This window comes from Sphingomonas sp. So64.6b (assembly GCF_014171475.1).
Classification (GTDB): Bacteria; Pseudomonadota; Alphaproteobacteria; order Sphingomonadales; family Sphingomonadaceae; genus Sphingomonas; species Sphingomonas alpina_A.
Genome location: NZ_CP048817.1, coordinates 2,798,553 through 2,821,516, shown reverse-complemented (window position 1 = coordinate 2,821,516; position 22,964 = coordinate 2,798,553). Strand labels below are relative to the sequence as shown.

Here is a 22,964-nt window from a genome sequence, read left to right as displayed (position 1 = left end):
GCGAGAGTTCCGTCGCGCTGCGAAGAACGCGGCGAAACGAACGGCGATCAGGTGGGGCGAAACAGGCGTCCGCGTTCGACGATCGCGACGATGATCAGCGCGATCACCCCGGCAACGAAGAAACCGACATAAAGCGGTACCGTCGTTCCGTCGAAACTCTGCCCGATCAGCGCGCCGATCAGCGCCCCGGCAGTCACCGTGATGAAACCCTGCACGCTCGACGCGGTGCCGGCGATATGGCCCATATTCTCCATCGCCATGGCACCGAAATTGGCGGTGGCGAGGCCGAAACAGCCCATCATCAGCGCTTGCAGGATGGCGAAGCTCCACAGCGATTCCCATCCTGCCCAGGCGATCATCAAATGAGTGCCGGCGAGCAGGATGAGGATCGCGAGCGCGGTGTGCGATATGCGCCGCGTGCCGACGCGCATGACGATGCTCGAATTGAGCAGATTGGCAACCGCCATGGTGCCCGCCGTCGCCGCGAACACCGGTACCAGCAGGTCGGGGCGATGGAAGGTATCGAACAGGATCTGCTGGATCGAATTGATATAGCCGTACAGCCCGCCGAGCAGCGCGGTCGAGGCGAGCGTATAGCCGATCGACCAGCGATCGGTGACCGCGAGCCGAAAGCCGTCGGCCAGCCGCGCCACCGACAATGGCATGCGATCGGCTTCGTCCATCGTCTCGGGCATGCGCCACCAGAACCAGGCAAGGATCACCGCACTGACGCCGGCGATGCCCCAAAAGATCAGCCGCCAGCTGCCGACCAGCAGCACTGCCTGGCCGAAGGTCGGTGCGATCACTGGAGCGGCCATGAAGACGATGAAGGCAAGGCTCATCACCCGCGCCATTGCGCGGCCCGAATAACAATCCCGGACCAGCGCGATCGTCACGACGCGCGAGGCGGAGATCGCCGTGCCGCCGATGAAGCGTGCGACCAGCAGCAGCACGAAGCTGCCGGAAAAGGCCGCGACCATATTGGCGACCACATAAGCGGCAAGCGCCGCGCCGAGAATCGGCTTGCGCCCATAACGATCGGCCAGCGGACCATGGACCAGCTGCGCGACACCGAAACCGATCAGGAAGACGGTGATGACATATTGGCGTTCATTGTCGCTCGCGATGCCGAGCGATGCGCCGATCGCAGGCAAGGCCGGCAGCATCGAATCGATGCCCAGCGCGGTCAGCGCCATCAGCCCCGCGATCAGCCCGACAAATTCGCGGAAACCGAGCGGCGGGGTGTCTTTCTGGCGGATTCGGGTCGTTTCCATGCGTGGCCCCTTCGCAGATGCAGCACAAAACGTCACCCCCTTCGTGCCGGTCGATGGAACCGGGGCCCTCCGCCGGCCATTGTCGGAAGCTACCATTGGGGATATCCTGATGGCCCACATCGAGGAGACGGACATGAGCGTATTCGGCGCAATCAAGGACGCGATTTTCGGACATGACGATCCGGCTCCTGCCGCACCGGCGGCCCCTGCAGCGCCCGCTGCTGCCGCTGCTCCGCCACCCCCGCCGCCCGCGGCAAAGCCCGCGCCGTCGCGCGAAGCGATCGAAAGCGTACTCGCGGACCGCGCCGCCGCGCGCGGCGAGACGCTGAATTACAAGACGTCGATCGTCGACCTGATGAAGGCGCTCGGGCTCGATTCGAGCCTCGAGAATCGCAAGAAACTCGCCACCGAACTCGGTTATACCGGCGACCAGAACGACAGCGCGTCGATGAACATCTGGCTGCACGAAAAGACCATGGCGCGACTGCTCGGCTAATCGCTGACGCCAAACTTGACTAACGTCATGGCGGGCCTGTAGTGTGTTGCTCAAATATAACACTCTGGAGGCCCGCCATGCTTCGTATTGTCGCCGCATTGATTCTCGCAATCCCGCTGGTTGCTTGCGACTCCGGCGGTGAAGGCACGTCGATCACGATCAACGCCGGCGATGATGGCAACATGGTTGCTGGGGTCGACAAGAATGGCCAGATGTCGGTCAACGTCCCGGGCTTTTCCGGCAAGATCAACCTGCCGAAGATGAAGCTCAATGCCGGGGATTTCGATCTCAACGGCGTCAAACTCTACCCCGGATCGACCATTTCCACGATGAATATCGATGCGAAGGATGGCGGTAACGGCACGAAGGATTCAGGTATTGTCCGCATCGGCTTCGACAGCCCCGCCACGCCCAGGGCGGTACAGGACTGGTTCCTGCAGCGGCTCAACAAGGATGCCGGCTTCAAGGTCAAGGTGGACGGCGCCGGGCTGATCGGCACCACCGAGGATGACAAGCCCTTCAAGCTCGAACTGGCGCCGGTGGGCGCCGATCACGCCAAGGGTACGATCGTCCTCAGCGACCAGAACTGATCCCCGACCGGCGCAGGATTTCAGTCGGCGGGAAGCAGGTCAGGCTCCGGCCGCACTGCCCGGGCCACCAGAGCGCGGTCTGTTTCCAGATCGGCCCACCATGCGCCGATCGCATCGATCAACGGCACCAGCTGCCACCCGGCCTCGGTCAGTGCATAATCGACGTGCAGGGGATATCCCTCGCGCTCGGTGCGGCGCACGATTCCGGCCGCCTCCAGCTTGCGCAGTTCGAGCGAGAGGATGCGGTGTGATACGGTCGGATTGTCGCGCTGCAAATCGCTGAACCGCTTGGTGCCTTCCTTCAGATAATAGAGCAGCAGGGTCGGCCAGCGACCGCTCAGGACCTGCATCGCCCCCGCGATCGGGCAGCGCGAGACGACATGTTTCATGGGCGCGCTCCGTCTGGTTACAAAATTGTGCGTAATTTACTTGGGCTCCCGAGCGCCTAGATCAAGCCTCGCTGCGCAGCGACACCCTTCCACATCAGGAATATCCAATGGAACCGATACTCGTCTACGGCTTCCCGCTGGGAAGCTCGATGGGGCTTGTCGCCGCGTTCGAAACGCTCGGTCAGCCCTATCGCCTCAGCCGCGTCGACATGCTCGCCGACATGAAGAACGACACTTATGCCCGACTCAATCCGCGTCAGGAGACACCGGTTTTGGTCACCGACAAGGGAGATCTCCTGACCGAGACCATGGCGATCGCCGCCTGGATCGAGGCGCGCGACGCGGAGCGGCGGATCAGCTTTGCCGCCGGCACGCCCGAGGCGGATTGCATGCATCAATGGATCGGCTTCATCAACAGCGGCTTCACCGGCGCGTTCAGCCCGTTATGGGCTGCCCTCGAAATGAGTCCGCCGGAGCCGGACTTTCAGGCAGCGCTGCGCCGTTACGGGCGACAGGCGGTGGCCGACCGCCATGCCAAGCTGGAGGCGGCGATCGGCGACACCTCGTTTCTGGCTGGTGATCGGCCGACCCTCGCCGATCTGGTGCTGATCGGCGTGGCGCGTTGGGCCGAATTCCATCAAGCGGTCGATCCGGCGCATTATCCGCGACTGGCTGCACTGCGCGGTCGGGTCGAAGCACTCCCGGCGGTACGGTTCGCCATGGCGATCGAGAATGGGGAAAGCCCCGTCGGCTCGGGGGGCATGCTCGGGCAGGTGCCGCTGGGCGAAGTGATCGAGCGCTTCGGGCCGGAGTGATGTTGAGACGGTGCCAGCCCGCTCCCCCTCCCGGCCACCCATTCAGGATACGCTGTGGGTGGCCGGGAGGGGGAGCGGGCTGGCACCGTCTAAGTAGCAGGACAGGCAGCGAGGCTGTTCGTTCGGCGTTGGGCTTGTTATCTAGGTCGATTAAAGCCCCTTACGGACGAACAGCCATGCTCGATACTCCCGCCGCCCAGGTGCCCGCGCTCTCGCTCAACGACGAGGCGGCCGACCCCAACGCCTTTGCCGCCGCGCTCGGCGGATCGTTCGAGGGGTTCGGTTTCGCGGTCGTGTCGGATCACGGCATCCCGCGCGACCTGATCGACCGCGCCTGGGCTGAGACGAAAAAGCTGTTCGAACTGCCCGATGCGGAAAAGCGTGCCTATCACACGCCGGGCGGCGGCGGTGCGCGCGGCTATACGCCGTTCAAAACCGAGATTGCCAAGGGCGCAAGCCAGGTCGATCTCAAGGAATTCTGGCATGTCGGCCGCGAATTGCCCGCGGGGCATCGCTTCGCCGCGCAGATGTCGCCCAATATCTGGCCGACCGAGCCGGCCGGTTTCAAACCGGTCTTCCTCGAACTGTTCGAGGCGTTCGATCGCGCGGGCGACCGGCTGCTGTCGGCGATCGCGCGGCATCTCGGCCTGGCTCCCAACTGGTTCGACCATGCCGTGGGCGATGGCAACAGCGTGCTGCGCCTGCTCCATTATCCACCGATTCCGGTCGATGCCGAAGGGGTACGTGCCGGCGCGCATGAGGATATCAACCTGATCACGTTGCTGCTCGGCGCGGAGGAGGCGGGTCTCGAACTGCTCGGCAGCGACGGCAAATGGCTGGCGATCAAGCCGCCCGAAGGCGCGATGGTGGTCAATGTCGGCGACATGCTGCAGCGGCTGACCAATCATGTCCTGCCCTCGACCACGCACCGCGTCGTCAATCCGCCGCCCGAACGGCGCGGCGTGTCGCGTTATTCGATGCCTTTCTTTCTGCATCCTGCGCCCGATTTCCTGATCGAGACGCTGCCTGGCTGTATCGATGCCGATCACCCCAACCGTTATCCGACGCCGATCACGGCGCACGATTATCTGCACGAGCGGCTGGTCGAGATCGGCCTGGTCAAGAAATGAGCGGTGTCGGGTGCCCGACGCGCGCCTGATCCGGCTCGATGCGCATGACGACGGCGTCAATGCGTGGAGCATGGCGCATATCGCGCCGCCGGCGGCGCTTGCCGGGCTGATCCATGGTTATTGCGACTATACCGAACGCACCGGCGGCTTCACCGCGCGGCGGGAATTGCCGCACGGCGATGGCGTGCTGATTGTCAATCTCGGCGATCCGATCACCATTGTCGGCGGCGATGGTCAGATTCTCGAACTCGGCAGGGGCGAAGCCTTTGTGGCCGGAATCCATCTCCACCCGGCCTTGTCGCGGTCGAACGGCGCGCAGCGCGGTGTGCATGTCTTCCTGCCGCTCACCACATTGCGGCGCCTGCTGGGGGTGCCGATGCATCAGCTGCTCGATCGGGTCGTGCCGCTGGATGCGATACTCGGCGTCGCGGCGCGCCAGCTTGGCGCCGATCTGGTCGAAGCGCGGTCGCGCGAAGAACGGGTCGCGTTGCTCGATGCGGCACTGATCGCGCGGATAGCGCAAACCCGACCGCTTGCCGCAATCGACCATCATGCCCTCACGCTGGTGAGCCAGCGCGCCGATCTCGATCTGCGTACGGTTGCCGACCGCGTCGGCTGGAGCCGCAAGCATCTGGCCGACCGTATTCGGGATAATGTCGGGATCGGCCCGCGCAGCTTCCGCCGCGTGCTGCGGTTCCACCGCGTGACCAGTGCGGTCAGCGCGGCGCCGGATCCGGATTGGGCGGGGCTGGCGCACGATATCGGCTATTGTGACCAGTCGCATCTGGTCCGTGAATTCCGCGAATTTGCCGGGATCACGCCGAGCATTTTCGTCGCACGCCTCGCCGGGGCGGGGGGCGGGCTGATCGAGCATTAAGGTGCGTTTGATCCAATACGGCCGCGGCGGGGGCGACTAGGTCGTCGGTGCAACCCGAGGAGCCTGTCATGCGACACGAACTGATCCCCAACCTGCGCTATACCGATACGCCGCGCGCGATCGCCTTTCTGTGCGACGCGTTTGGCTTCACGCGCCACGCGGTCTTTGCCGATGACGAGAACCCGGCCATCGTCCACCATGCCCAATTGCTGTGGGAGGACCGGATGATCATGCTGTCGCCGGTTGTCGCCAGCCCGTTCGCGCGCGACGGGCGAATCACCACGGTCGCCCAAGCCGGCGGCGCAACCATGTCGCTCTATCTCATTGTCGCCGATGTTGATGCGCATGCCGATCGCGCCCGCGCGGCGGGAGCGGACATCTTCCTCGAACCGGTCGATCAGGACTATGGCGGCCGCGGTTATTCCGCGCGCGACTTCGAAGGCAATGTCTGGAGCTTCGGCAGCTATGATCCGTGGGCGGCCGCCTAGGGCATCGAACATTTAATCAGATACAGATTAAGCATCTGATATATAATGAGAATATAAGCCCATCGCCGGGGCGGCGACGGAAAAAGATGTGACACAACCGGTGTCCTATATCTCCCGCCGTTCGCCTCGGTCCTGTCTTCCGCAGGCCTGTCCCACAGTCCTGTCGCGGGTGGCGATTCAACCATGATGCAAAAGCGATCATGGCATTCTTTGCCGGACTTAATTCTGGCGCGCTCTTTTTATTGTCGAAAGAAACGGCATTGTCTCGCTGCCACCAGCGCAATGGTCATGCGACGATGACTTGCCTTGCCGGAAAGATCGGCTAGGCCGCGGCCGGAAAGGGTGGCCCAAATGACCAAACCGCTACGTATCGCGCTCGCCGGACTCGGCACTGTCGGCGGGGGCGTGATTCGCTTGATCGATGCGAACAAGGCGCTGATCGCGCGCCGCGCCGGACGGCCGATCGAGATCGTCGCGATTTCCGCACGTGATCGCGCCAAGGACCGCGGTGTGGATCTGTCGCGTTTCGCCTGGGTCGACGACACCACCGCGCTCGCTCATCATGACGATGCCGATGTGGTGGTCGAACTGATCGGCGGATCGGACGGTCCGGCGCTCGCACTGGCGCGTTCGACGCTGGCGGCGGGCAAGGGCTTCGTCACCGCCAACAAGGCGATGATCGCGCATCATGGCCTCGAACTCGCCCGCGCTGCCGAAAAGGCCGGCGCCGCATTGAAGTTCGAAGCGGCGGTCGCCGGCGGTATCCCGGTGATCAAGGGTTTGCGAGAAGGCGCAGCGGCGAATGAGATCGCCCGCGTCTATGGCATCCTCAACGGCACCTGCAATTTCATCCTGAGCAAGATGGAGGCGGAAGGGCGCGACTTTGTCGAGGTTCTGGCCGAGGCGCAGGCATTGGGTTTCGCTGAAGCCGATCCGACCTTCGACATCGATGGTGTGGACGCGGCGCACAAGCTTTCGATCCTGTCGAGCATCTGCTTCGGCACGCGGCCGGCCTTTGCCGATGTGGCGGCAAGCGGCATCCGTCACATTGTCGCCGCCGACATCGCCGAAGCCGCGGCGCTCGGCTATCGCATCCGCTTGCTTGGCATCGCCGAGGATGGTCCGCACGGGCTGTTCCAGCGCGTCCATCCGCATCTCGTACCGGTCAGCCATCCGCTCGCGCATGTCACCGGCGCGACCAATGCGGTGGTCGCGGAGGGGAATTTCGTCGGCCGTTTGTTGTTCCAGGGTGCCGGCGCCGGTGACGGTCCGACCGCCTCGGCGGTGGTCGCCGACCTGATCGACATCGCGCGCGGCGAATTCGGTCCGGCCTTCGCCATGCCGGCCGATTCGCTGGCGTCGCATGCCGCCGCGGACAGCGGGGACCGCCGCGCCCGCGCCTATGTGCGATTCACAGTGACCGACAAGGTCGGCGTGCTGGCGGAGATCGCCGCAGCGATGCGCGACGCCGGCGTGTCGATCGAAAGCCTGATCCAGCGCGGCGCGATGCCCGATGGCAGCGTGCTCGTCGCGATCGTCACTCACGAAGGTCCGGAGCGCAGCGTGGCGCAAGCACTGGAAAAGCTGCGCGGCTCGCAGAGCCTGGTCGGTCAGCCGATGTGGATGCACATCCTCAGTTGAGGCGGCCGTTACCCCGGTCTATTTTGCACCGACCGGGGCATATTCGGCACGCAGCACCGGTCGCGGATTGCTCGGGCAGACCTTTTGACCGATCACTTCGCAATCGCTGCCGTCCATCGCGACCGCGCGATCCTTGGATGCGGGTCCGATCGCCGCTTCAGCTTGCAGGCGGTAAGGCGACCGTTTCTGCACCCGGCAATCGGGTCTGGTCCGGTCGGCGCATTCATTGACGCTCAGCCGTTTGGGAATGCCGACCGGGATGATGGCATGTCTGCCGCGCCGCCGGGGCTTGGCCTTCGATTTCTTGACGGTCCTGATCACCGGCGTGCCGGCCCATGGTCTTACCGGCTCGCCAACAACGGGCGCGGCGGCAAGCAATAGAAGCGACACAATGACCATAACGATTCCCCGTTCGGGTCCTGTTCGAACAATTGTTCGGCCCGATCAAACGTTTAACCGTTTAATCGCCGCTTGGTTGCGTCGCACCATCTTTTTTCGAAACCGTTGGCGGCACCGGATCGTCGAGTGGGATGGCAATGCGTTTCGACTTGTCCGGGTGCCTGGCAAAAGCGTCCTTGGCGAGCCCGACCAGTCCTTCGACGATCGGTATGATCGGCGGCCCGAAACCGACCACGCATCCGCCCATCGCCGTGGCGCACGGTGCCCCTTCCGCCGCCAGCGCGCCGCTGCCGGTCCGGTAAGGATTGGAGGGGCGCGGGCCGTCCGGCACGATCTCGTCCGGCAATGGCAGGCGCTGCGTCGGCAAGGGGTCGGCACAGACCAGAATGTCGTCACCCTTGGCTGCGGGGCGGCATGCCTCATTGGCGACGGGCACGAGGATCGACCAGCGTTGCGGGGCCGGCGGCACAGCGGGTTGGGCCACCGGGGTCGCCGCGGCCGATTGCAGCAGGAGCGCAAGCAGGATCATGGCGCGATCGGCCGTTCGCCGCCAAGCCTGGCCCCGCCGGTCCCGACCGAAACGCCCGCCATGCCGCAGCCGACCAGGAAGGATGATTTCTCGGCGCAATTATTGGTGCGGGCGAGCAACCGCTCGCGCTCGGCCGGTACGCCTTCATTCTTCGGGTCGCCCGCCTCCGGTTCGATCAGCGGCACACGATAATTGTCGGCGCGCCGACGGTCGCAGACCAGGATCTCGGCAGGGTCGGTCGACGCGGCGCAGCGCGGAGCGACAGTGGTCAGGTCACGGTATCGCGCGATCGCCGCACTATCCGGCGTCGATTGAAGCAACAGCAACAGCACAGCGCCCAGCATCGATTCCGCCTCCGGTCAGTCCCTGCAAAATGCACCCTCTTCATCTTAACACAAGGGGGCGAACGCAAGTGATCCGAATGCAGCCGTAACGATCAATTGCGTTTGGCAACGCCGAGCCGGGGAATCTCGATCGCGGGACAGCGGTCCATCACGACCTTCAGCCCCGCTGCTTCGGCGCGGGCGGCCGCCTCCTCGTTGATCACGCCGAGCTGCATCCACACCGCTTTCGCGCCGACCGCGATCGCCTGGTCGACCGCTTCGCCGGCGGCGGCCGAGTTACGGAAGATATCGACCATGTCGATCGGATCGCCGAGCTGGTTCAGTTCGCGGAACACGAATTCGCCATGGACATGCTCGCCGGTGATCTGCGGATTGACCGGAATCACGCGATAGCCATGATCCTGCAGCATCGCCATCACGCCATAGGACGGTCGGTTCGGCCGATCCGACGCGCCGACCAGCGCGATGGTGCGCGTCTCTTCGAGCAGCGCCTTGATATCCTCGTCACTGGTCAACGGCACATCAGCCTCCTTTGGGAATCCAGTCGAACACGCGCTGGCTCACCTCGGCAAACGCGTTCGTTTCACCGGCGTTCCCCGCATCGGAAGCCAGGCGGATCGCGATGTCGAGCGGAATGCGGCCGAGAAACGGGATGCCGAGCTCGCTGGCCGCCGCTTCGGCGCCGCCACGGCCGAACGGATCGGAGATTTCGCCGCACGATGGGCAGGCATACCCCGCCATATTCTCGACCAGCCCGATGATCGGCACGCCCGCCTTGACGAACAGGTCAATCGCGCGGCGCGCATCGATCAGCGCCAGGTCCTGCGGCGTGGAGACGATCACCGCGCCGCTCGGGCGGTATTTCTGCACCATGGTCAGCTGTACGTCGCCGGTGCCGGGCGGCAAGTCGATCACCAGCGTATCCTGCGCCGCCCAATTGCCATCGAGCATCTGGCCAAGCGCGCCGGCGATCATCGGCCCGCGCCACGCGATCGCCTGATCCGGCGCGACCAGCTGGCCCATCGACAGCATCGGCACGCCGTGCGGCGTCGGCACCGGTTGCAGCACTTTCTCGCGCGCGGTCGGTTTGGCGTCTTCGACACCCATCAGCTTGGGCTGCGAGGGGCCATAGATGTCCGCGTCGACCAGCCCAACCCTACGCCCGAGCCGGTGCAGTCCGATCGCGAGGCTCGCCGAGACGGTCGATTTACCCACCCCACCCTTGCCGCTCGCGACCGCGATCAATGTGCGCGTGGTGCGCTGGGCGGTCTGGGCGATTCGCACCGTGGCGATGCCCGCGACTTGCTCGGCGGCGGCCCTCACGCGCCGCTCGAGTTCGTCGCTCGATGGCCGGTCCAGACCGGTGACATCGAGGATGATGCTGGCGCGATCGCCGTCGATCCGGGCGGTGGCGCGATCGCCCGCAATCGCGTGCAGGGCGGTTTGCATTGTTACATCTTGTGTCATTGTCGGCCAGATAGGGACCCAAAGAGCGCTTGCCACTGTTTTTCCGCGCTCACACACCTATAAAGACGTTATGACGATCCTTACCGGCTGGCTGCAGCGTTTCACCATTCTCAATTCCGATCGACCGAAAAGCCCCTGGGGCGGCTCGGGTGGCGACAATGGCAATGGGGGGAACAATGGCGACGGCGAAAGCGGTCCGCGCAACCCCTGGGCGGTACCACCCGGTGGCGCACGCGGTACGAAGCCGACCGCGCTCGATGAATTCCTCAAGCGCGCCAAGGGAGGCGGTGGCGGCGGATTCGGTGGCGGTCGTCCGCGCATGCCGGGCGGAGCCAATGCCGGGCGGCTCTGGGGCCTCGGTGTCGGCCTGATCGCTATCGTCTGGATCGTGTTCACCAGCTTTCATCAGATCGGCCCGCAGCAACGCGGCGTCATCACCTGGTTCGGGCGTTATGCCGGCACATTGGAGCCGGGCATTCGCTTCACCTTGCCCGCGCCGATCGCGTCGGTGCGGAAAGTCGATGTCCAGAAAATCCGGCTCGAGGATTTCCCCGAAGGCTCGGGCGGCGAGAATCTCGTCATCACCGGGGACCAGAACATCATCGATCTTGCCTATTCGGTGCGCTGGGATGTGTCGAACCCGCAGGATTTCAGTTTCCAGATCAAGGATCCGCAGGCGACCGTGCGCGCCACCGCCGAAAGCGCGATGCGCGCGGTGATGGCAACGACGACGCTGGAAGAAGCGATCGGCGCCGGTCGTGGCGCGATCGAGGGACGCGTGCAGGAACTTATCCAGTCCGTGCTCAACGATTATAATTCCGGTATCCGTATCCAGGGTGTTGCGATCAAGCAGGCGCAAGCGCCGGCGGCCGTATCCGAGGATTTCAAAGCGGTTTCGGCTGCACAACAGGCGGCACAGGGCAATATCAACCAGGCGCGCGGCTATGCCCAGCAGATCCTGGCCCAGGCGCAGGGCGAAGCGACGTCGTTCGACAAGGTGTATGAGCAGTATCGGCTTGCGCCCGAAGTGACGCGCCGGCGTATGTATTACGAGACGATGGAGAATGTGCTGGCCAAGAGCGACAAGACGATCATCGAGGCGCCCGGTGTCGTGCCTTATCTGCCTCTTCCAGGCGGTGCGCGGCGCGTGACCGAAGTGCAGCCGACGGCGCCCGCCGCGCAGGCCGCGCCGACGCCCGCACCCGCAGCTGGAGGCAGCCAATGAGCGCCACCCTGTTCCGCAACCCGTTCGTGCTCGGCTTCCTCACGCTGGTCCTCGTGATCCTCGCCGCGAGCACCATCGCGATCGTCCCTGAAACCAAACAAGCGGTGATCCTGCGCTTCGAAAACCCGATCCGCACGGTCAATCGCTGGCAGCCGAATCAGCCCTTTGGCCGCACCGGCGCCGGCCTTGTCTTCCGCGTGCCGTTCATGGATCGGCTGGTCTGGGTCGATAAGCGCGTGCTCGATGTCGATCTCGACAATACCCAGGTGCTGTCGACCGATCAGTTGCGCCTGTCGGTCGACGCCTATGCGCGTTTCCGCGTGGTCGATCCGCTGCGCATGGTGGTCACCGCCGGTAGCGAGGATCGCGTCGCCGATCAGCTTGGGCCTTTGCTCGGCTCGGCGCTGCGTAACGAACTCGGCAAGCGGCCGTTCGCTGCCTTGCTCAGCCCGGAGCGTGGCCAGGTGATGGACAATATCCAGGCCGGTCTGCAGCGTCAGGCGACGCAATATGGCGTGCAGATCGTCGATGTCCGGATCAAGCGCGCCGACTTGCCAGATGGCACCCCGCTACAGAGCGCGCTCGACCGGATGAAGACCGCGCGTCAGCAGGAAGTCGCGACGATCTCCGCGAAAGGTAATCAGACCGCGCAGATCATTCGTGCCGAAGCGGATGCCAATGCAGCCAAAATCTATGCTGCTGCGTTCAACAAGGATCCGGACTTCTACGAATTCTACCGCGCAATGCAGTCCTATCGCTTCACTTTCGGGGTGCTTAACGACGGCAGGCCGCGCGGCGCGACATCGTTGATCCTGTCACCGAACAACGCGTATTTGAAGGAATTCCAGGGCCGCGGTCGTTAATGCGAGGCTTTCCGAAAAACTTTCATTGCGTTCATATTCAATCGCCGTTCAGCAAGCGCGCCGCAAAAACCGGTCCTTGCCGTTCGGCAATCGAGAGGAAATGACCCAAGTGCGTTATGCTTACGCCATTACTGGTGCCCTGCTTCTGAGCGGCACCGCCGCAACCATGATGTTCCAGCCGTCCGCGTCCGCGCAGACCGCGCAAAACGAACCCGGCGCGATCGAGGCGACGGCTCCCAAACCCGGCGCGCCGATGAGCTTTGCCGATATGGTCGCGCGGCTCCAGCCCGCCGTCGTCAACATCTCGACGACGCAGAAGATCACGCAACAGGCCGCCGGCAACCCGTTCGAAGGCGCGCCGCTGGGCGACCTGTTCGGCCAGCAGTTCGGCCAGGGTCAGGGCGGTGCGCCGATCACGCGAGAGGCGCAGTCGCTCGGTTCGGGCTTCGTCATCTCGCCCGACGGCTACGTCGTGACCAACAACCATGTGATCGCACCGGGTGCCAAGGGCGCCACGGTCGAATCGATCCGCGTGATCATGCCCGATCGCAAGGAATATGTCGCAAAGCTGATCGGCCGCGACCCTGCATCGGATCTCGCGGTGCTCAAGATCGAGGGCAAGAACCTGCCGTTCGTGAAGTTCGGCGATTCGACCAAGGCACGGGTCGGCGATTGGGTCGTGGCGATCGGTAATCCGTTCGGCCTCGGTTCGACCGTGACCGCCGGCATCGTTTCGGCCTTGCACCGCGTGACCGGCTCGGGTGGCGCCTATGACCGCTTCATCCAGACCGACGCGGCGATCAATCGCGGCAATTCGGGTGGCCCGATGTTCGACCTTCAGGGCAATGTGATCGGCATCAATTCGCAGATCCTGTCCGAAACCGGCGGCAATGTCGGTATCGGCTTCGCCATTCCGGCCGAAGAGGCACAGCCGGTGATCAGCACGCTGATGAAGGGCGGCGCGATCAAGCGCGGTTATATCGGCGTGGGTATCGGCGGTCCGGTCGACGAGAATGTCGGCGCGGCACTTGGCTTGCCGAAGAATCAGGGCGAGCTGATCGCCCGGGTCGAGGCCGATGGTCCCGCCGCCAAGGGCGGACTCAAGGCCGGCGACGTGGTCGTTCGCGTCAATGAAAAGGCCGTGACGCCCGATCAGACCTTGTCCTACCTGATCGCCAATGTCGCGCCCGGCGCGGTCGCCAAACTTGACGTGATCCGTCAGGGCAAGCCGATGAGCCTGTCGATCACCGCCGCCAACCGGCCGACCGAAGACCAGCTTGCGGCGATCGCCGGCGGCGGCGATGACGGCTTGCCCGATGAGGACGGCAGCCCGGGCGTGCAGGCGCCGACCGCAGCGCCGCTCGGCCTGAACGTCGTGCCGCTGACGCCGCAGATCGCACGATCGATCGGCGTCGATGCGACAGTCCAGGGCGTCGTCATCGCATCGGCCAGCCCGGCCAGCGATGCGGGCCAGAAGCTCAAGCGCGGCGACGTGATCCAGTCGGTCAACAATGTGCCGGTGCGCACGTCGGCCGAATTGGCGGCACAGGTCGCACAGGCAACGGCGGCGGGTCGTCCGCAAGTGCTGCTGCTGGTGACCCGTGCTCGTCAGACCAACTTCATTCCGGTGAAGATCAAGAACTGACTTGGGCTAAATTCCTCCCCGGGAACCCCGGGGAGGACATCCCGTCTTTCCCCTCGCCGGCAAACGCGCAATAGTCGCTGCCGTAAGTTGAGGAGCGATCATGACGGACGGACCCATCTTTATCGGTAGCGGCCCTGGCGGCGAGCACCCCCAGCAGCTCGAATTGAAGCGCGCCAACCGCCACGGGCTGATCGCGGGCGCAACCGGCACCGGCAAGACCGTCACTCTGCAAGGCATTATCGAGGGTTTCTCGCAGCGCGGCGTGCCGTGCTTCGTTGCCGATGTGAAGGGCGATCTGTCGGGCCTGGCGATGGCCGGATCGCCGATGACCAAGACGCACGAGATATTCGCCGCGCGCGCCAAGGAGATCGGTTACACCGACTGGACCTATGCCGACAATCCGGTGCAATTCTGGGACCTGTATGGCGAACAGGGCCATCCGATCCGCACCACGATCAGTGAGATGGGCCCGTTGCTGCTGTCGCGGTTGATGGACCTGAACGAAGTGCAGGAAGGCGTGCTGACCATCGCCTTCCATGTCGCCGACAAGGACGGGCTGTTGCTGCTCGACCTCGATGATCTGCAATCGATGCTGTCGCACTGCGCCGAGCGCGCCGACGAGCTGACCACCACCTATGGCAATGTGTCGAAGCAGAGCGTCGGCACGATTCAGCGCTCCCTGCTCCAGCTTCGCAGTCAGGGCGGCGAGCATTTCTTCGGCGAACCCGCGCTCGACATGGACGATTTCATTGGTCTGGACGACAAGGGCAGGGGGATCGTGAACATCCTCGCTGCCGACAAATTGATGGCGAGCCCGAAACTCTATTCGACCTTCCTGTTATGGCTGATGAGCGAACTGTTCGAACATCTTCCCGAGGTCGGCGACCCGGACAAGCCCAAGCTGGTGTTCTTCTTCGACGAAGCGCATCTGCTGTTCGACGCGGCGCCCAAGGCGCTGCTGGAGAAGATCGAGCAAGTCGTGCGCTTGATCCGCTCCAAGGGCGTCGGCGTCTATTTCATCACGCAGAACCCGATCGATATTCCCGACACCGTCGCGGGCCAGCTCGGCAATCGCGTTCAGCATGCCTTGCGCGCCTTCACCCCGCGCGATCAGGCGGCGGTGAAGTCCGCAGCGACGACCTTTCGCGCCAATCCCGGCGTCGATGTCGAGACGGTCATTACCGAATTGAAGGTTGGTGAGGCTTTGGTCTCGCTGTTGCTGCCCGATGGCTCGCCCTCGCCGGTCGAGCGCACATTGATCAAGCCGCCCTGTTCGCGCGCCGGGCCGGTCACGCCGGTCGAGCGCGGTGTGCTGATCCAGACCGATCCGATCGGCGACAAATACGATACGCTGGTCGATCGCGAATCCGCCGAAGAACTGCTCGCGGTCAAGGCGACCGAAGCGAGCGCCGCCGCCGCCGAGGCCAAGGCCGATACCGATGCGGCCAAGGCCGATGCGCTGCAGGCCAAGGAAGATGCACGCCTCGCCCGTGAAGCGGAGCGTCAGCGCGTCGCCGATCAGCGCGAGGCCGACCGCCAGGCGCGACTCGCGGCACAGGCGCAGAAACAGGCCGAGCGCGAAGCGGCCAATTCGCCATGGAACCGGGCGATGACTTCGGCGACGCGCAGCGCATCCTCGGCGGTCGGGAGATCGGTCGCCAACGAGGTGTCGAAAGCGGTGTTCGGCAGCTCGCGCGGTGCCGGCGCCAGCGTGATCGGCGGGCTGGTGCGCGGCGTGCTCGGCGGCCTGTTCAAGGGGCGGTGACCCGCCCGGATGGATGACGAAGGAAGAGATGATGGACTTCACCAGCGATAGCGCCACCGACTGGGGCGCGGTCGGCGAGGCCGAACTGGCCGATGTGGTCGAGCTTCGCCGCGCGATCCATGCGGATCCCGAGATCGGGCTGCACTGCCCGCGCACCGCCGACAAGATCAGGGCGGCGCTGGCCGGCCTGCCGCTGGAAATTCGCGAAGGCGGGTCGACCACCGGCTTCGTCGCGATCCTGCGTGGCGGCGCGGATCGCGGTGCGGGGAACAATGGCCGCACCGTGCTGCTGCGTGGCGACCATGACGCACTGCCGATGCAGGAAGAGACCGGGCTGCCTTTCGCCAGCAAGGTGACCGGCGCAATGCATGCCTGTGGCCATGACGCGCATACCGCGATGCTGGTCGGTGCCGCCCGGGCGCTGTGCGCGCGGCGCGAAAGCTTGCCGGGTACGATCGTCTTCATGTTCCAGCCCGGCGAGGAAGGGCATCACGGCGCGCGCTTCATGATCGAGGATGGGTTGCTCGACGATCCCCGGCCCGAGGCGGCGTTCGCGCTGCATATCTCGCCTAACATCCCGGCCGGCACGATCGTCAGCCGCACCGGCGCGCTGCTTGCTTCGACCGATACGCTGACCGCGACGATCACCGGGCGCGGCGGCCATGCGGCGATGCCGCACGAGTGCATCGATCCGATCCCGGTCGCATGCGAGATCGTCATCGCGCTGCAGACCTTCCTCGCGCGGCAGGTTCCGGTCAGCGACCCGGCGGTACTGACCATCGCCAAGATCAATGCCGGCAGTGCGCACAATATCATCCCCGGCGAAGCGACGATGCGCGGCACGCTGCGCACTCTGTCGGAGCGAACCCGCGCGACGATGCGCGAGGGCTTTGTGCGCATCGTCGAGAACATCGCCGCCGCGCATGGCGCGACCGGCGTCGCGTATATCGATCCGGGCTATCCGGTGACGATGAACGATGCGCGCGCGACCGAGCTGATGCGCTCCTGCGCCGTATCGCTGGGCGGCGATCAGGCGTGGCAGGTGATGCCGGCGCCGATGATGGGCGCGGAGGATTTCGCCTATGTGCTGCGCGACGTGCCTGGCGCGATGGCGTTCATCGGCGTCGCGCCCGAGGGCAGCGACGCGCGCACCAATCCGCCGCTGCACAATACGAAGATGGTCATTCGCGAGGATGCAATGGCGCTGGGCGTGGCAATGCATTGCGCGCTGGCCGAGCGGTTCCTGAACGGCGGATTCGATTGACCTTCAAATTCCTCCCCCGCTGCGCGAGGGAGGATTTAAGCGGTGGCCACCCTTGCTCGCGTTCCGCTCCATCCGATGATCGCCACCGAAGCGACCAGCGCGAAGGCGCCGGCGATCACGAAGGCGATCGTGTAGCTGCCGGTCTGTTCGCGGATCAGCCCCGCGCCGAACGCGGCGGTCGCCGCGCCGAGCTGGTGCCCGACCAGGATCCAGCCGAACACGATCGGCGCCTCACGCTCTCCGAAGGAGAGGTTGGCGAGCTTTACGGTCGGCGGCACGGTCGCGATCCAGTCGAGGCCGAAGAAGATCGCGAAGATCGTCAGGCTCGCCGGGCTGAAATCGAGGAACGGCAGCGCAAGCAGCGAGAGGCCACGCAGACCGTAATAGACGAACAGCAATTTGCGCGGATCATAACGATCGGTGAGCCAACCCGAGGCGGTCGTGCCGACCAGATCGAACAGGCCCATCATCGACAACAGGCCCGCCGCGGCGACCGGAGCGATGCCGTGATCGCCGCAAAACGCGATCATATGCGTGCCGACCAGCCCGTTGGTGGTCAGGCCGCAGACGAAGAAGGTGCCGAACAACAGCCAGAATACCGGCTGCTTCGCCGCGCGGAACAACGCCGCGAAAGCGAGCATGGGGGAGGCGGCCTGTTTGAGCGGCGGGGGCGGTTCGCTCTCGTCGGTCTCGCCGAAGCGGCGCGTGCCGACATCGCCGGGCCGTTCGGGCACGATCCAGGCGACCAGCGGGATCAGCACGAGGCACGCGATGCTGACCGCCATCACCACTGGCCGCCATGCGCCTTCGCGTGCGAGCCAGGCGAGCAGCGGCAGGAACACCAGCGCGCCGGTCGCGGTGCTCGCGCTGAGCAGGCCCATCACCAGGCCCTGGCGCGTCGCGAACCAGCGATTGACCACCGCCGCGCCGAGCACCGAGGCGACCGCGCCGCTGCCGACGCCGGAGACGACGCCCCAGCTGAGCACATAATGCCAGGGCAGGGTCATCCACAGGCTGGCAAAGGTTGACGCGGACATCAGGGCAAGCCCGGCGAGCATGGTGCGCCGGATGCCGAACGACACCATCAACGCCGCCGCGAACGGCCCGACCAGCCCGTAGAGCAACAGGCCGACCGCCGCCGAGAAGGAAATGGTCGCGCGGTCCCAGCCGAAATTGACCTCGAGCGGGACCATCATCACGCCGGGGGCGGAACGCAGGCCAGCCGAAATGAGCAGCGCGAAGAAGGTTACCGCGACGACGACATAGGCATAGCTGCGGGCGGGAAGGCGAAGCAGGGGCAGTCGGGGCGTCGTCACCGGACGTCTCCGGCGATTGCGGTCACGGTGCGCAGCATCGTCTCCAGCGCGCGCCAATCCTCCACCCCGAACGCGCCCACGATGCGTTGCTGCGCGGCTTCCCAGGGCACCGCCGCGTCGGCCATCGCCGCACGGCCGGTATCGGTCAGCGAGGCGATCCTGGTCCGGCCTTCGGGCGCAGCGGCGATCGACACCCAGCCTTGCCGTTCGAGCGGTGTCAGCGCGCGGTAGAGCGAGGTGCGGTCCATCACGAGCTGTTCGGCGAGCCGGCTGAGCGGGACATCGCCGCCGCGTGCGATGTGCCGCAGCACGGAGAATTGCGCGATGGTCATGCCGGTCTCGGCCAGCGCGGCGTCATAGACGCCCGACAAGGCGCGCGCGGCCTTGCGCAGGGTGGTGCAAGCACAGGCCGCGTCGGCGATCGAATCTCGATGATGCATATGCATGATGTATTTACATCAATTAAAACGGTCAATCGCGAAGATCGACGCTCGGCCGATTTGTGATTGCCCCTTGCCACGGCCGTGGCACTGTCCGCGGTAATGAGGGGCCGGTGAAGAAAGGCCGGGTTAAGGGGGTTATATGGCAAGCACCGCAGGGACGTTTTTCCGTAGTATCCTGGCGACCATTGCGGGGCTCGCGGTCGTCATCATCGGATCGACCGTCACCGACCAGATCATGCATTCGACCGGCATCATCCCGCCGGGCGCGATGTGGAACCCGTGGCACAATGCGCTCGCGCTGGCGTATCGCTGCGTCTTCACTATTGCCGGCGGTTATGTGACCGCGTGGCTCGCGCCGCGCAATGCGATGCGGCACGTGCTGATCCTCGGCCTGATCGGGCTCGCTGCGGGGACTCTGGGTGTGATCGCCACCGCCGGGCTCAACCTCGGGCCGCGCTGGTATCCGATCGCCGTCGCGGTGACCGGATTGCCATGCGTCCTGCTCGGCGGCTGGTTGCGGTTGCGCCGGTGAGGGAAGGGGCGGCGGACCGCCCCTCCCGCCATCAAAACGCTGCGCGCAGGGTGACCTGGTACAGCGGGCCGGAGTTTTCGCGCTCCAGCTCATATTCCTTGACCGTACCGGCGCGGCGGTTGGCGAGAACGTCTTCGTAAGTATCCCCGTCATATTTGAGGAACGCCTCCTTCTTCGAGCGGCGCAAAATGTCCTGCACCGAGAAGCGCAGCACGAAATGCTTGCCCAGCCGCTTCTCGACGAACGCTTCGAGATCCGGATCGTATTTCAACTCGACTGTTTGGTCGAAATTGGATTCGGTCGCCTTGCTTCGTCCCGACACCGTCGCGCCGAAGCTCGCGTCGAGCTTCTTCAGCGTCTGGATGAAGCCGATGTTGTAGACGTGATGCGGCTGATTGTTGAATCGCCGCTTCTCGGTGGTGAAAGGATCGACCACTTCGCTGTCGAGATAGGTGTAATTGGCGAAGAGGCCGGTGTCGGGCATGCCGATCACGGTCAGCGGCGTGGATAGATCGACCTCGAACCCCCAGGTCTTGCCGTCGCCGATATTGCGCGGCGTGAAGAGCTGCCCGTCTCCAATTGAGCCGAGCGAGACGAGCTCGATCACATCGGTGATATCGCGATAGAAGAAATTGACCCCGAAAATGCCGCGACCGCCGAGGCGGCGCTCATAGCCGAGATCGACGCCCCATGCCCGTTCATTGCGCAACGCCGGGTTACCGCGCGTCACGTCCTCGTCACCCGGCGTCTCTTCCTGATCGTAAGGCGTGATTAGGTCGTAATCGGGCCGGCGGACAGTGCGTGCGACCGAAGCGCGGAACTGATCGGCGTCGGTCGGCGCGTAGCGCAAATGGAGCGACGGGTTGAGCGATTGGGCATTATAGCTGGCGCCCTGCGTCAGAGCTGTGCTGTCCTCCTCGTTGCTGAGCACGTTGCGACGTGTGATTTCGTAGCGCAGGCCCGCATCGATCGTCAGCGTCGAGGTCGGCTCGAAAGTCAGGCGCGCATAGGGATCGTAGCGCTTCTCGCGAATGCGGAATACCGAGCCGGCCAGCAGATCATCGGGTTCGCCATCCTCGTCAAAGGCGAGATTGGCGCCGTTCCGAGTCTTGTCGAGCAGGTCGATGCCGGCCTTGAAACGCAGTGTGTCCTGGCCGATCGAATAAGAGAGCGTGCCGGTATATTCGTCGTCCTTGATGTTCAGCGTCTCGGTGCCGGCGAGTTCGGCCTCGGCGACGCTGTCGCCTTCATCGGTACGGACATTGGTGTCCTCGCGGTAACCCGACCAGCCGGCGGCGATGCCGAACTGACCGCCGCCAAGGTCGAACGCGCCGTCGGCGTTGACCGCATAGGTCTGCTGCTTGATATCCTCATGCTGCAATTCGACGCCGTCCGGCGAGAGCCCGGAGCCTTTGAAGGTCGACGAAACCTCATTCTCGTCGCGGTTCGTATCGACGAAGAAACCCTGCAGGCGCAGGTAGCTCTTGCCGCCGAAATCATGGCGGATCTCGGCGCTACCCGACAGGTCGCTGCCGTCGCGCGTGTCGTCCTGCAGCTCGGTATTCTTGAATGCGGGGTCGGTCTCGTCGAGCGAGCCGGTGGTGAATTTCTTGAAACGCAGCGACACCTTCTTCTTGGCGTTGCGGCGTTCCTGATAGTTGAGCGCGCCCCAATAGGATGTGTTCTCGCCGATGCGGCCGGCATAGGCGGCGCCGAGCGAGGGGCGGACGGTGCCGTCCTTGTTGATCAGCGCGCCGGCTTTGGCGAAACCGCCCTCGAACGTCGCGGCTTCCTTGGTGACGATGTTGAGCGTGCCGGCGACCCCTTCGCTCGGCTGATCGGCGCGGGGCGAGCGGATGATCTCGATCTTCTCGACCAGTTCGGCCGGGATGCGGTCGACGAAGAAGCTGCGATCAGCCTCACCGCCGGGGGCGCGGCGGCCGTTGATCAGCACCTGAGTATAACCGGGCGGCAGGCCGCGAAACTGCACCGCGTCATATTCGAGCACGTCGGAGGTGAAGGTCACGCCGGGCACGCGTTTCAGCATTTCACCGACCGAGACGGGTTCGAAGCGCTGGAAATATTCCAGGTCGTAAGACAGCACCGGATTGGGGTCCTCGGTGCGGTTGCGGAAGATGATCGTGCCGTTGACGATGATGTCGCTCGCCTGCTGCTCCTGATTTTCCGCCACGGGCTGTGCGTTGGTGGCCGATGGTCCGCCAGTTTGTTCTTGAGCGATCGCCGATATTGGCAGCATCAGCGCAGAATATGCGCAGCCTGCAAGCAGTGCTCGTGTAATAACCATGATGGCCCCCGTTGAATATTATAAATTGACTTGAGGCGGCGCTGCATGCCAACGGACCTCATTGGCAGCGCAGGTAGGTAATGATTATGACACGGTCGCGGACTCTCGGTTTCACTTCGGTGACAGTTTTGGTGACGGTTTTGTTACTTGGCGGTTGCGCGACGGCAAATCCGGGTGCCGAAGTCCCGGTTGAAACGCGCATAACCAATGCCTTGCCGGCAAAGACCGTCCAGGCGGCTGGTGAAACCGAGGCGGTGGCGACCGCCAATGCCGATGCCGCGGACGATCCGGCGATCTGGCGCAACCCGGCCAACCCGGCGGCGAGCCTGATCGTCGGCACCGACAAGAAGGCCGGGCTGTACGTCTATGGCCTGGACGGTAAGACGCGCGATTTCGTCGATGCGGGCAGGGTCAACAATGTCGACCTTGCGGTGATGGGCGAGCGGATCATCGTCGCGGCGAGCGATCGCGGCGACCTGGCCAATGCGCAGATCGCGCTGTTCGCGCTCGACGGGGCGACCGCCAAGCTGACCCCGTTGGGCAAGGTCGCGGCCGGCGCGGGCGAGGCTTATGGCATTTGCCTCTACCAGGCGGCCGATGCGCTGTACGCGTTCATGGTGGTGAAGGACGGCACGATCCGTCAGGTCGCGCTCGACGTCAGCGGCGCGACACCGGCGGGCAAGATCGTGCGGACGATGAAGCTCGGCACGCAATCCGAGGGCTGTGCGGTCGACCCGGCCAGCGCGCGGCTCTATGTCGCGGAGGAAGATGTCGGGCTGTGGCGCTTCGACGCGCGTGCCGATGGGCCGGTCGATCCGGTCAAGATCGCCGCCGCCGACGGCAAGGCGATCGTCGCCGATGCCGAAGGGGTCGCGGTGGCCGATGGTTATGTCGTGGTGTCGAGCCAGGGCGACAATGCCTATGCGGTCTATCGCCTGTCGGACGAAGCCTATGTCGGCCGTTTCCGCATCGCGCCGGGCGCGTTCGGATCGACCGAGGAGACCGACGGGATCGAGATCGTCGCGGGCGATTTCGGGCCGGCTTATCCCGACGGCATCATGGTCGCGCAGGACGGCATGAACGCGCCGCGCGCGCAGAATTTCAAGCTGGTGCGCTGGGGCGAGGTCAAGGCGGCGCTGGGGCTTTGATCCGCCATTGCGTGGCGGC

General features: G+C 64.7%; 24 protein-coding genes. 14 read left to right on the top strand and 10 right to left on the bottom strand.

Going from position 1 to position 22,964, the window contains the following annotated elements:
• Positions 1-47 precede the first annotated feature (47 nt).
• Positions 48-1,274: a multidrug effflux MFS transporter gene (locus G4G27_RS13540; protein ID WP_183109150.1), complete on the bottom strand. Its 1,227-nt coding sequence runs from the start codon at positions 1,272-1,274 to the stop codon at positions 48-50.
• A gap of 133 nt (positions 1,275-1,407) precedes the next feature.
• Here G4G27_RS13540 and G4G27_RS13535 point away from each other — a divergent pair, with 133 nt between their 5' ends.
• Positions 1,408-1,770 carry a DUF3597 domain-containing protein gene (locus tag G4G27_RS13535; RefSeq protein ID WP_183109149.1) on the top strand — a complete coding sequence of 121 codons (363 nt, stop codon included), beginning with the start codon at positions 1,408-1,410 and terminating at the stop codon, positions 1,768-1,770.
• Between the two features lie 77 nt (positions 1,771-1,847).
• Positions 1,848-2,360 (top strand): hypothetical protein, encoded by a 513-nt coding sequence (locus tag G4G27_RS13530; protein ID WP_183109148.1) that lies wholly within the window; start codon positions 1,848-1,850, stop codon positions 2,358-2,360.
• 20 nt (positions 2,361-2,380) lie between these two features.
• Here the strand turns inward: G4G27_RS13530 and G4G27_RS13525 are convergent, their stop codons facing one another.
• The gene (locus G4G27_RS13525; RefSeq protein WP_183109147.1) at positions 2,381-2,749 is read right to left on the bottom strand and encodes a helix-turn-helix domain-containing protein; all 369 of its coding nucleotides are present in this window, start codon (positions 2,747-2,749) and stop codon (positions 2,381-2,383) included.
• Positions 2,750-2,856: 107 nt separating this feature from the next.
• Here G4G27_RS13525 and G4G27_RS13520 point away from each other — a divergent pair, with 107 nt between their 5' ends.
• The 5 genes from G4G27_RS13520 to G4G27_RS13500 all read left to right on the top strand — a co-directional run bounded on the left by G4G27_RS13520 (position 2,857) and on the right by G4G27_RS13500 (position 7,700).
• Entirely contained in the window at positions 2,857-3,564 is a 708-nt protein-coding gene (locus G4G27_RS13520; RefSeq protein ID WP_183109146.1) for a glutathione S-transferase family protein, read from the top strand.
• A 176-nt stretch (positions 3,565-3,740) separates the two neighbouring features.
• Positions 3,741-4,694 carry an isopenicillin N synthase family oxygenase gene (locus tag G4G27_RS13515; RefSeq protein ID WP_183109145.1) on the top strand — a complete coding sequence of 318 codons (954 nt, stop codon included), beginning with the start codon at positions 3,741-3,743 and terminating at the stop codon, positions 4,692-4,694.
• 10 nt (positions 4,695-4,704) lie between these two features.
• Positions 4,705-5,571, top strand: coding sequence for a helix-turn-helix domain-containing protein (locus G4G27_RS13510; RefSeq protein WP_183109144.1), 867 nt, complete (start codon positions 4,705-4,707; stop codon positions 5,569-5,571).
• Between the two features lie 68 nt (positions 5,572-5,639).
• Complete coding sequence (locus tag G4G27_RS13505; protein ID WP_183109143.1) at positions 5,640-6,059, top strand: VOC family protein; 420 nt, start codon at positions 5,640-5,642, stop codon at positions 6,057-6,059.
• A gap of 351 nt (positions 6,060-6,410) precedes the next feature.
• Positions 6,411-7,700 carry a homoserine dehydrogenase gene (locus G4G27_RS13500; RefSeq protein WP_183109142.1) on the top strand — a complete coding sequence of 430 codons (1,290 nt, stop codon included), beginning with the start codon at positions 6,411-6,413 and terminating at the stop codon, positions 7,698-7,700.
• An 18-nt stretch (positions 7,701-7,718) separates the two neighbouring features.
• On the opposite strand, the gene G4G27_RS13495 is transcribed toward G4G27_RS13500, so the two are convergent.
• From G4G27_RS13495 to G4G27_RS13475, 5 genes are all read right to left on the bottom strand, one after another.
• Positions 7,719-8,099 (bottom strand): hypothetical protein, encoded by a 381-nt coding sequence (locus tag G4G27_RS13495; protein ID WP_183109141.1) that lies wholly within the window; start codon positions 8,097-8,099, stop codon positions 7,719-7,721.
• Positions 8,100-8,160: 61 nt separating this feature from the next.
• A complete protein-coding gene (locus G4G27_RS13490; protein ID WP_183109140.1) occupies positions 8,161-8,628 on the bottom strand; it encodes a hypothetical protein in 468 nt (155 codons plus the stop codon).
• A complete protein-coding gene (locus G4G27_RS13485; RefSeq protein ID WP_183109139.1) occupies positions 8,625-8,972 on the bottom strand; it encodes a hypothetical protein in 348 nt (115 codons plus the stop codon). The genes G4G27_RS13490 and G4G27_RS13485 overlap by 4 nt, the downstream gene beginning before the upstream one ends.
• A gap of 92 nt (positions 8,973-9,064) precedes the next feature.
• Complete coding sequence (locus G4G27_RS13480; RefSeq protein WP_183109138.1) at positions 9,065-9,493, bottom strand: CoA-binding protein; 429 nt, start codon at positions 9,491-9,493, stop codon at positions 9,065-9,067.
• A 1-nt stretch (position 9,494) separates the two neighbouring features.
• The gene (locus G4G27_RS13475) at positions 9,495-10,439 is read right to left on the bottom strand and encodes an Mrp/NBP35 family ATP-binding protein (protein WP_183109137.1); all 945 of its coding nucleotides are present in this window, start codon (positions 10,437-10,439) and stop codon (positions 9,495-9,497) included.
• Between the two features lie 70 nt (positions 10,440-10,509).
• Between G4G27_RS13475 and G4G27_RS13470 the strand changes: the two genes are divergently transcribed.
• The 5 genes from G4G27_RS13470 to G4G27_RS13450 all read left to right on the top strand — a co-directional run bounded on the left by G4G27_RS13470 (position 10,510) and on the right by G4G27_RS13450 (position 17,201).
• On the top strand, positions 10,510-11,664 hold the full coding sequence (locus G4G27_RS13470) for a protease modulator HflK (protein WP_183109136.1): 1,155 nt from the start codon (positions 10,510-10,512) through the stop codon (positions 11,662-11,664).
• Entirely contained in the window at positions 11,661-12,527 is an 867-nt protein-coding gene (locus tag G4G27_RS13465; RefSeq protein WP_183109135.1) for a protease modulator HflC, read from the top strand. Before G4G27_RS13470 ends, G4G27_RS13465 begins: the two co-directional genes overlap by 4 nt.
• A gap of 109 nt (positions 12,528-12,636) precedes the next feature.
• Positions 12,637-14,172 (top strand): Do family serine endopeptidase, encoded by a 1,536-nt coding sequence (locus tag G4G27_RS13460; protein ID WP_183109134.1) that lies wholly within the window; start codon positions 12,637-12,639, stop codon positions 14,170-14,172.
• Between the two features lie 100 nt (positions 14,173-14,272).
• Entirely contained in the window at positions 14,273-15,937 is a 1,665-nt protein-coding gene (locus G4G27_RS13455; protein ID WP_183109133.1) for a helicase HerA-like domain-containing protein, read from the top strand.
• A gap of 31 nt (positions 15,938-15,968) precedes the next feature.
• Positions 15,969-17,201 (top strand): M20 family metallopeptidase, encoded by a 1,233-nt coding sequence (locus G4G27_RS13450; protein WP_183109132.1) that lies wholly within the window; start codon positions 15,969-15,971, stop codon positions 17,199-17,201.
• Between the two features lie 35 nt (positions 17,202-17,236).
• Here G4G27_RS13450 and G4G27_RS13445 read toward each other — a convergent pair whose 3' ends face one another.
• Entirely contained in the window at positions 17,237-18,517 is a 1,281-nt protein-coding gene (locus G4G27_RS13445; protein WP_244624330.1) for an MFS transporter, read from the bottom strand.
• Complete coding sequence (locus G4G27_RS13440; protein WP_244624329.1) at positions 18,514-18,963, bottom strand: MarR family winged helix-turn-helix transcriptional regulator; 450 nt, start codon at positions 18,961-18,963, stop codon at positions 18,514-18,516. The genes G4G27_RS13445 and G4G27_RS13440 overlap by 4 nt, the downstream gene beginning before the upstream one ends.
• A 136-nt stretch (positions 18,964-19,099) precedes the next feature.
• On the opposite strand from G4G27_RS13440, the gene G4G27_RS13435 reads away from it, so the two are divergent.
• Positions 19,100-19,492, top strand: coding sequence for a hypothetical protein (locus G4G27_RS13435; RefSeq protein WP_183109131.1), 393 nt, complete (start codon positions 19,100-19,102; stop codon positions 19,490-19,492).
• Positions 19,493-19,523: 31 nt separating this feature from the next.
• Here G4G27_RS13435 and G4G27_RS13430 read toward each other — a convergent pair whose 3' ends face one another.
• Positions 19,524-21,683 carry a TonB-dependent receptor gene (locus G4G27_RS13430; protein WP_183109130.1) on the bottom strand — a complete coding sequence of 720 codons (2,160 nt, stop codon included), beginning with the start codon at positions 21,681-21,683 and terminating at the stop codon, positions 19,524-19,526.
• 245 nt (positions 21,684-21,928) lie between these two features.
• On the opposite strand from G4G27_RS13430, the gene G4G27_RS13425 reads away from it, so the two are divergent.
• Positions 21,929-22,945: a phytase gene (locus tag G4G27_RS13425; RefSeq protein ID WP_244624328.1), complete on the top strand. Its 1,017-nt coding sequence runs from the start codon at positions 21,929-21,931 to the stop codon at positions 22,943-22,945.
• Positions 22,946-22,964: the final 19 nt, after the last annotated feature.

What these genes read in the sequence shown, in the direction of transcription:
- G4G27_RS13500 (WP_183109142.1), top strand. Translation starts at nt 6,411, where the DNA reads ATGACCAAACCGCTACGTATCGCGCTCGCCGGACTCGGCACTGTCGGC.
- G4G27_RS13530 (WP_183109148.1), top strand. Translation starts at nt 1,848, where the DNA reads ATGCTTCGTATTGTCGCCGCATTGATTCTCGCAATCCCGCTGGTTGCT.
- G4G27_RS13485 (WP_183109139.1), bottom strand. Translation starts at nt 8,972, where the DNA reads ATGCTGGGCGCTGTGCTGTTGCTGTTGCTTCAATCGACGCCGGATAGT.
- G4G27_RS13435 (WP_183109131.1), top strand. Translation starts at nt 19,100, where the DNA reads ATGGCAAGCACCGCAGGGACGTTTTTCCGTAGTATCCTGGCGACCATT.
- G4G27_RS13505 (WP_183109143.1), top strand. Translation starts at nt 5,640, where the DNA reads ATGCGACACGAACTGATCCCCAACCTGCGCTATACCGATACGCCGCGC.
- G4G27_RS13470 (WP_183109136.1), top strand. Translation starts at nt 10,510, where the DNA reads ATGACGATCCTTACCGGCTGGCTGCAGCGTTTCACCATTCTCAATTCC.
- G4G27_RS13525 (WP_183109147.1), bottom strand. Translation starts at nt 2,749, where the DNA reads ATGAAACATGTCGTCTCGCGCTGCCCGATCGCGGGGGCGATGCAGGTC.
- G4G27_RS13450 (WP_183109132.1), top strand. Translation starts at nt 15,969, where the DNA reads ATGGACTTCACCAGCGATAGCGCCACCGACTGGGGCGCGGTCGGCGAG.
- G4G27_RS13540 (WP_183109150.1), bottom strand. Translation starts at nt 1,274, where the DNA reads ATGGAAACGACCCGAATCCGCCAGAAAGACACCCCGCCGCTCGGTTTC.
- G4G27_RS13520 (WP_183109146.1), top strand. Translation starts at nt 2,857, where the DNA reads ATGGAACCGATACTCGTCTACGGCTTCCCGCTGGGAAGCTCGATGGGG.
- G4G27_RS13455 (WP_183109133.1), top strand. Translation starts at nt 14,273, where the DNA reads ATGACGGACGGACCCATCTTTATCGGTAGCGGCCCTGGCGGCGAGCAC.
- G4G27_RS13440 (WP_244624329.1), bottom strand. Translation starts at nt 18,963, where the DNA reads ATGCATATGCATCATCGAGATTCGATCGCCGACGCGGCCTGTGCTTGC.
- G4G27_RS13515 (WP_183109145.1), top strand. Translation starts at nt 3,741, where the DNA reads ATGCTCGATACTCCCGCCGCCCAGGTGCCCGCGCTCTCGCTCAACGAC.
- G4G27_RS13495 (WP_183109141.1), bottom strand. Translation starts at nt 8,099, where the DNA reads ATGGTCATTGTGTCGCTTCTATTGCTTGCCGCCGCGCCCGTTGTTGGC.
- G4G27_RS13475 (WP_183109137.1), bottom strand. Translation starts at nt 10,439, where the DNA reads ATGACACAAGATGTAACAATGCAAACCGCCCTGCACGCGATTGCGGGC.
- G4G27_RS13490 (WP_183109140.1), bottom strand. Translation starts at nt 8,628, where the DNA reads ATGATCCTGCTTGCGCTCCTGCTGCAATCGGCCGCGGCGACCCCGGTG.
- G4G27_RS13535 (WP_183109149.1), top strand. Translation starts at nt 1,408, where the DNA reads ATGAGCGTATTCGGCGCAATCAAGGACGCGATTTTCGGACATGACGAT.
- G4G27_RS13465 (WP_183109135.1), top strand. Translation starts at nt 11,661, where the DNA reads ATGAGCGCCACCCTGTTCCGCAACCCGTTCGTGCTCGGCTTCCTCACG.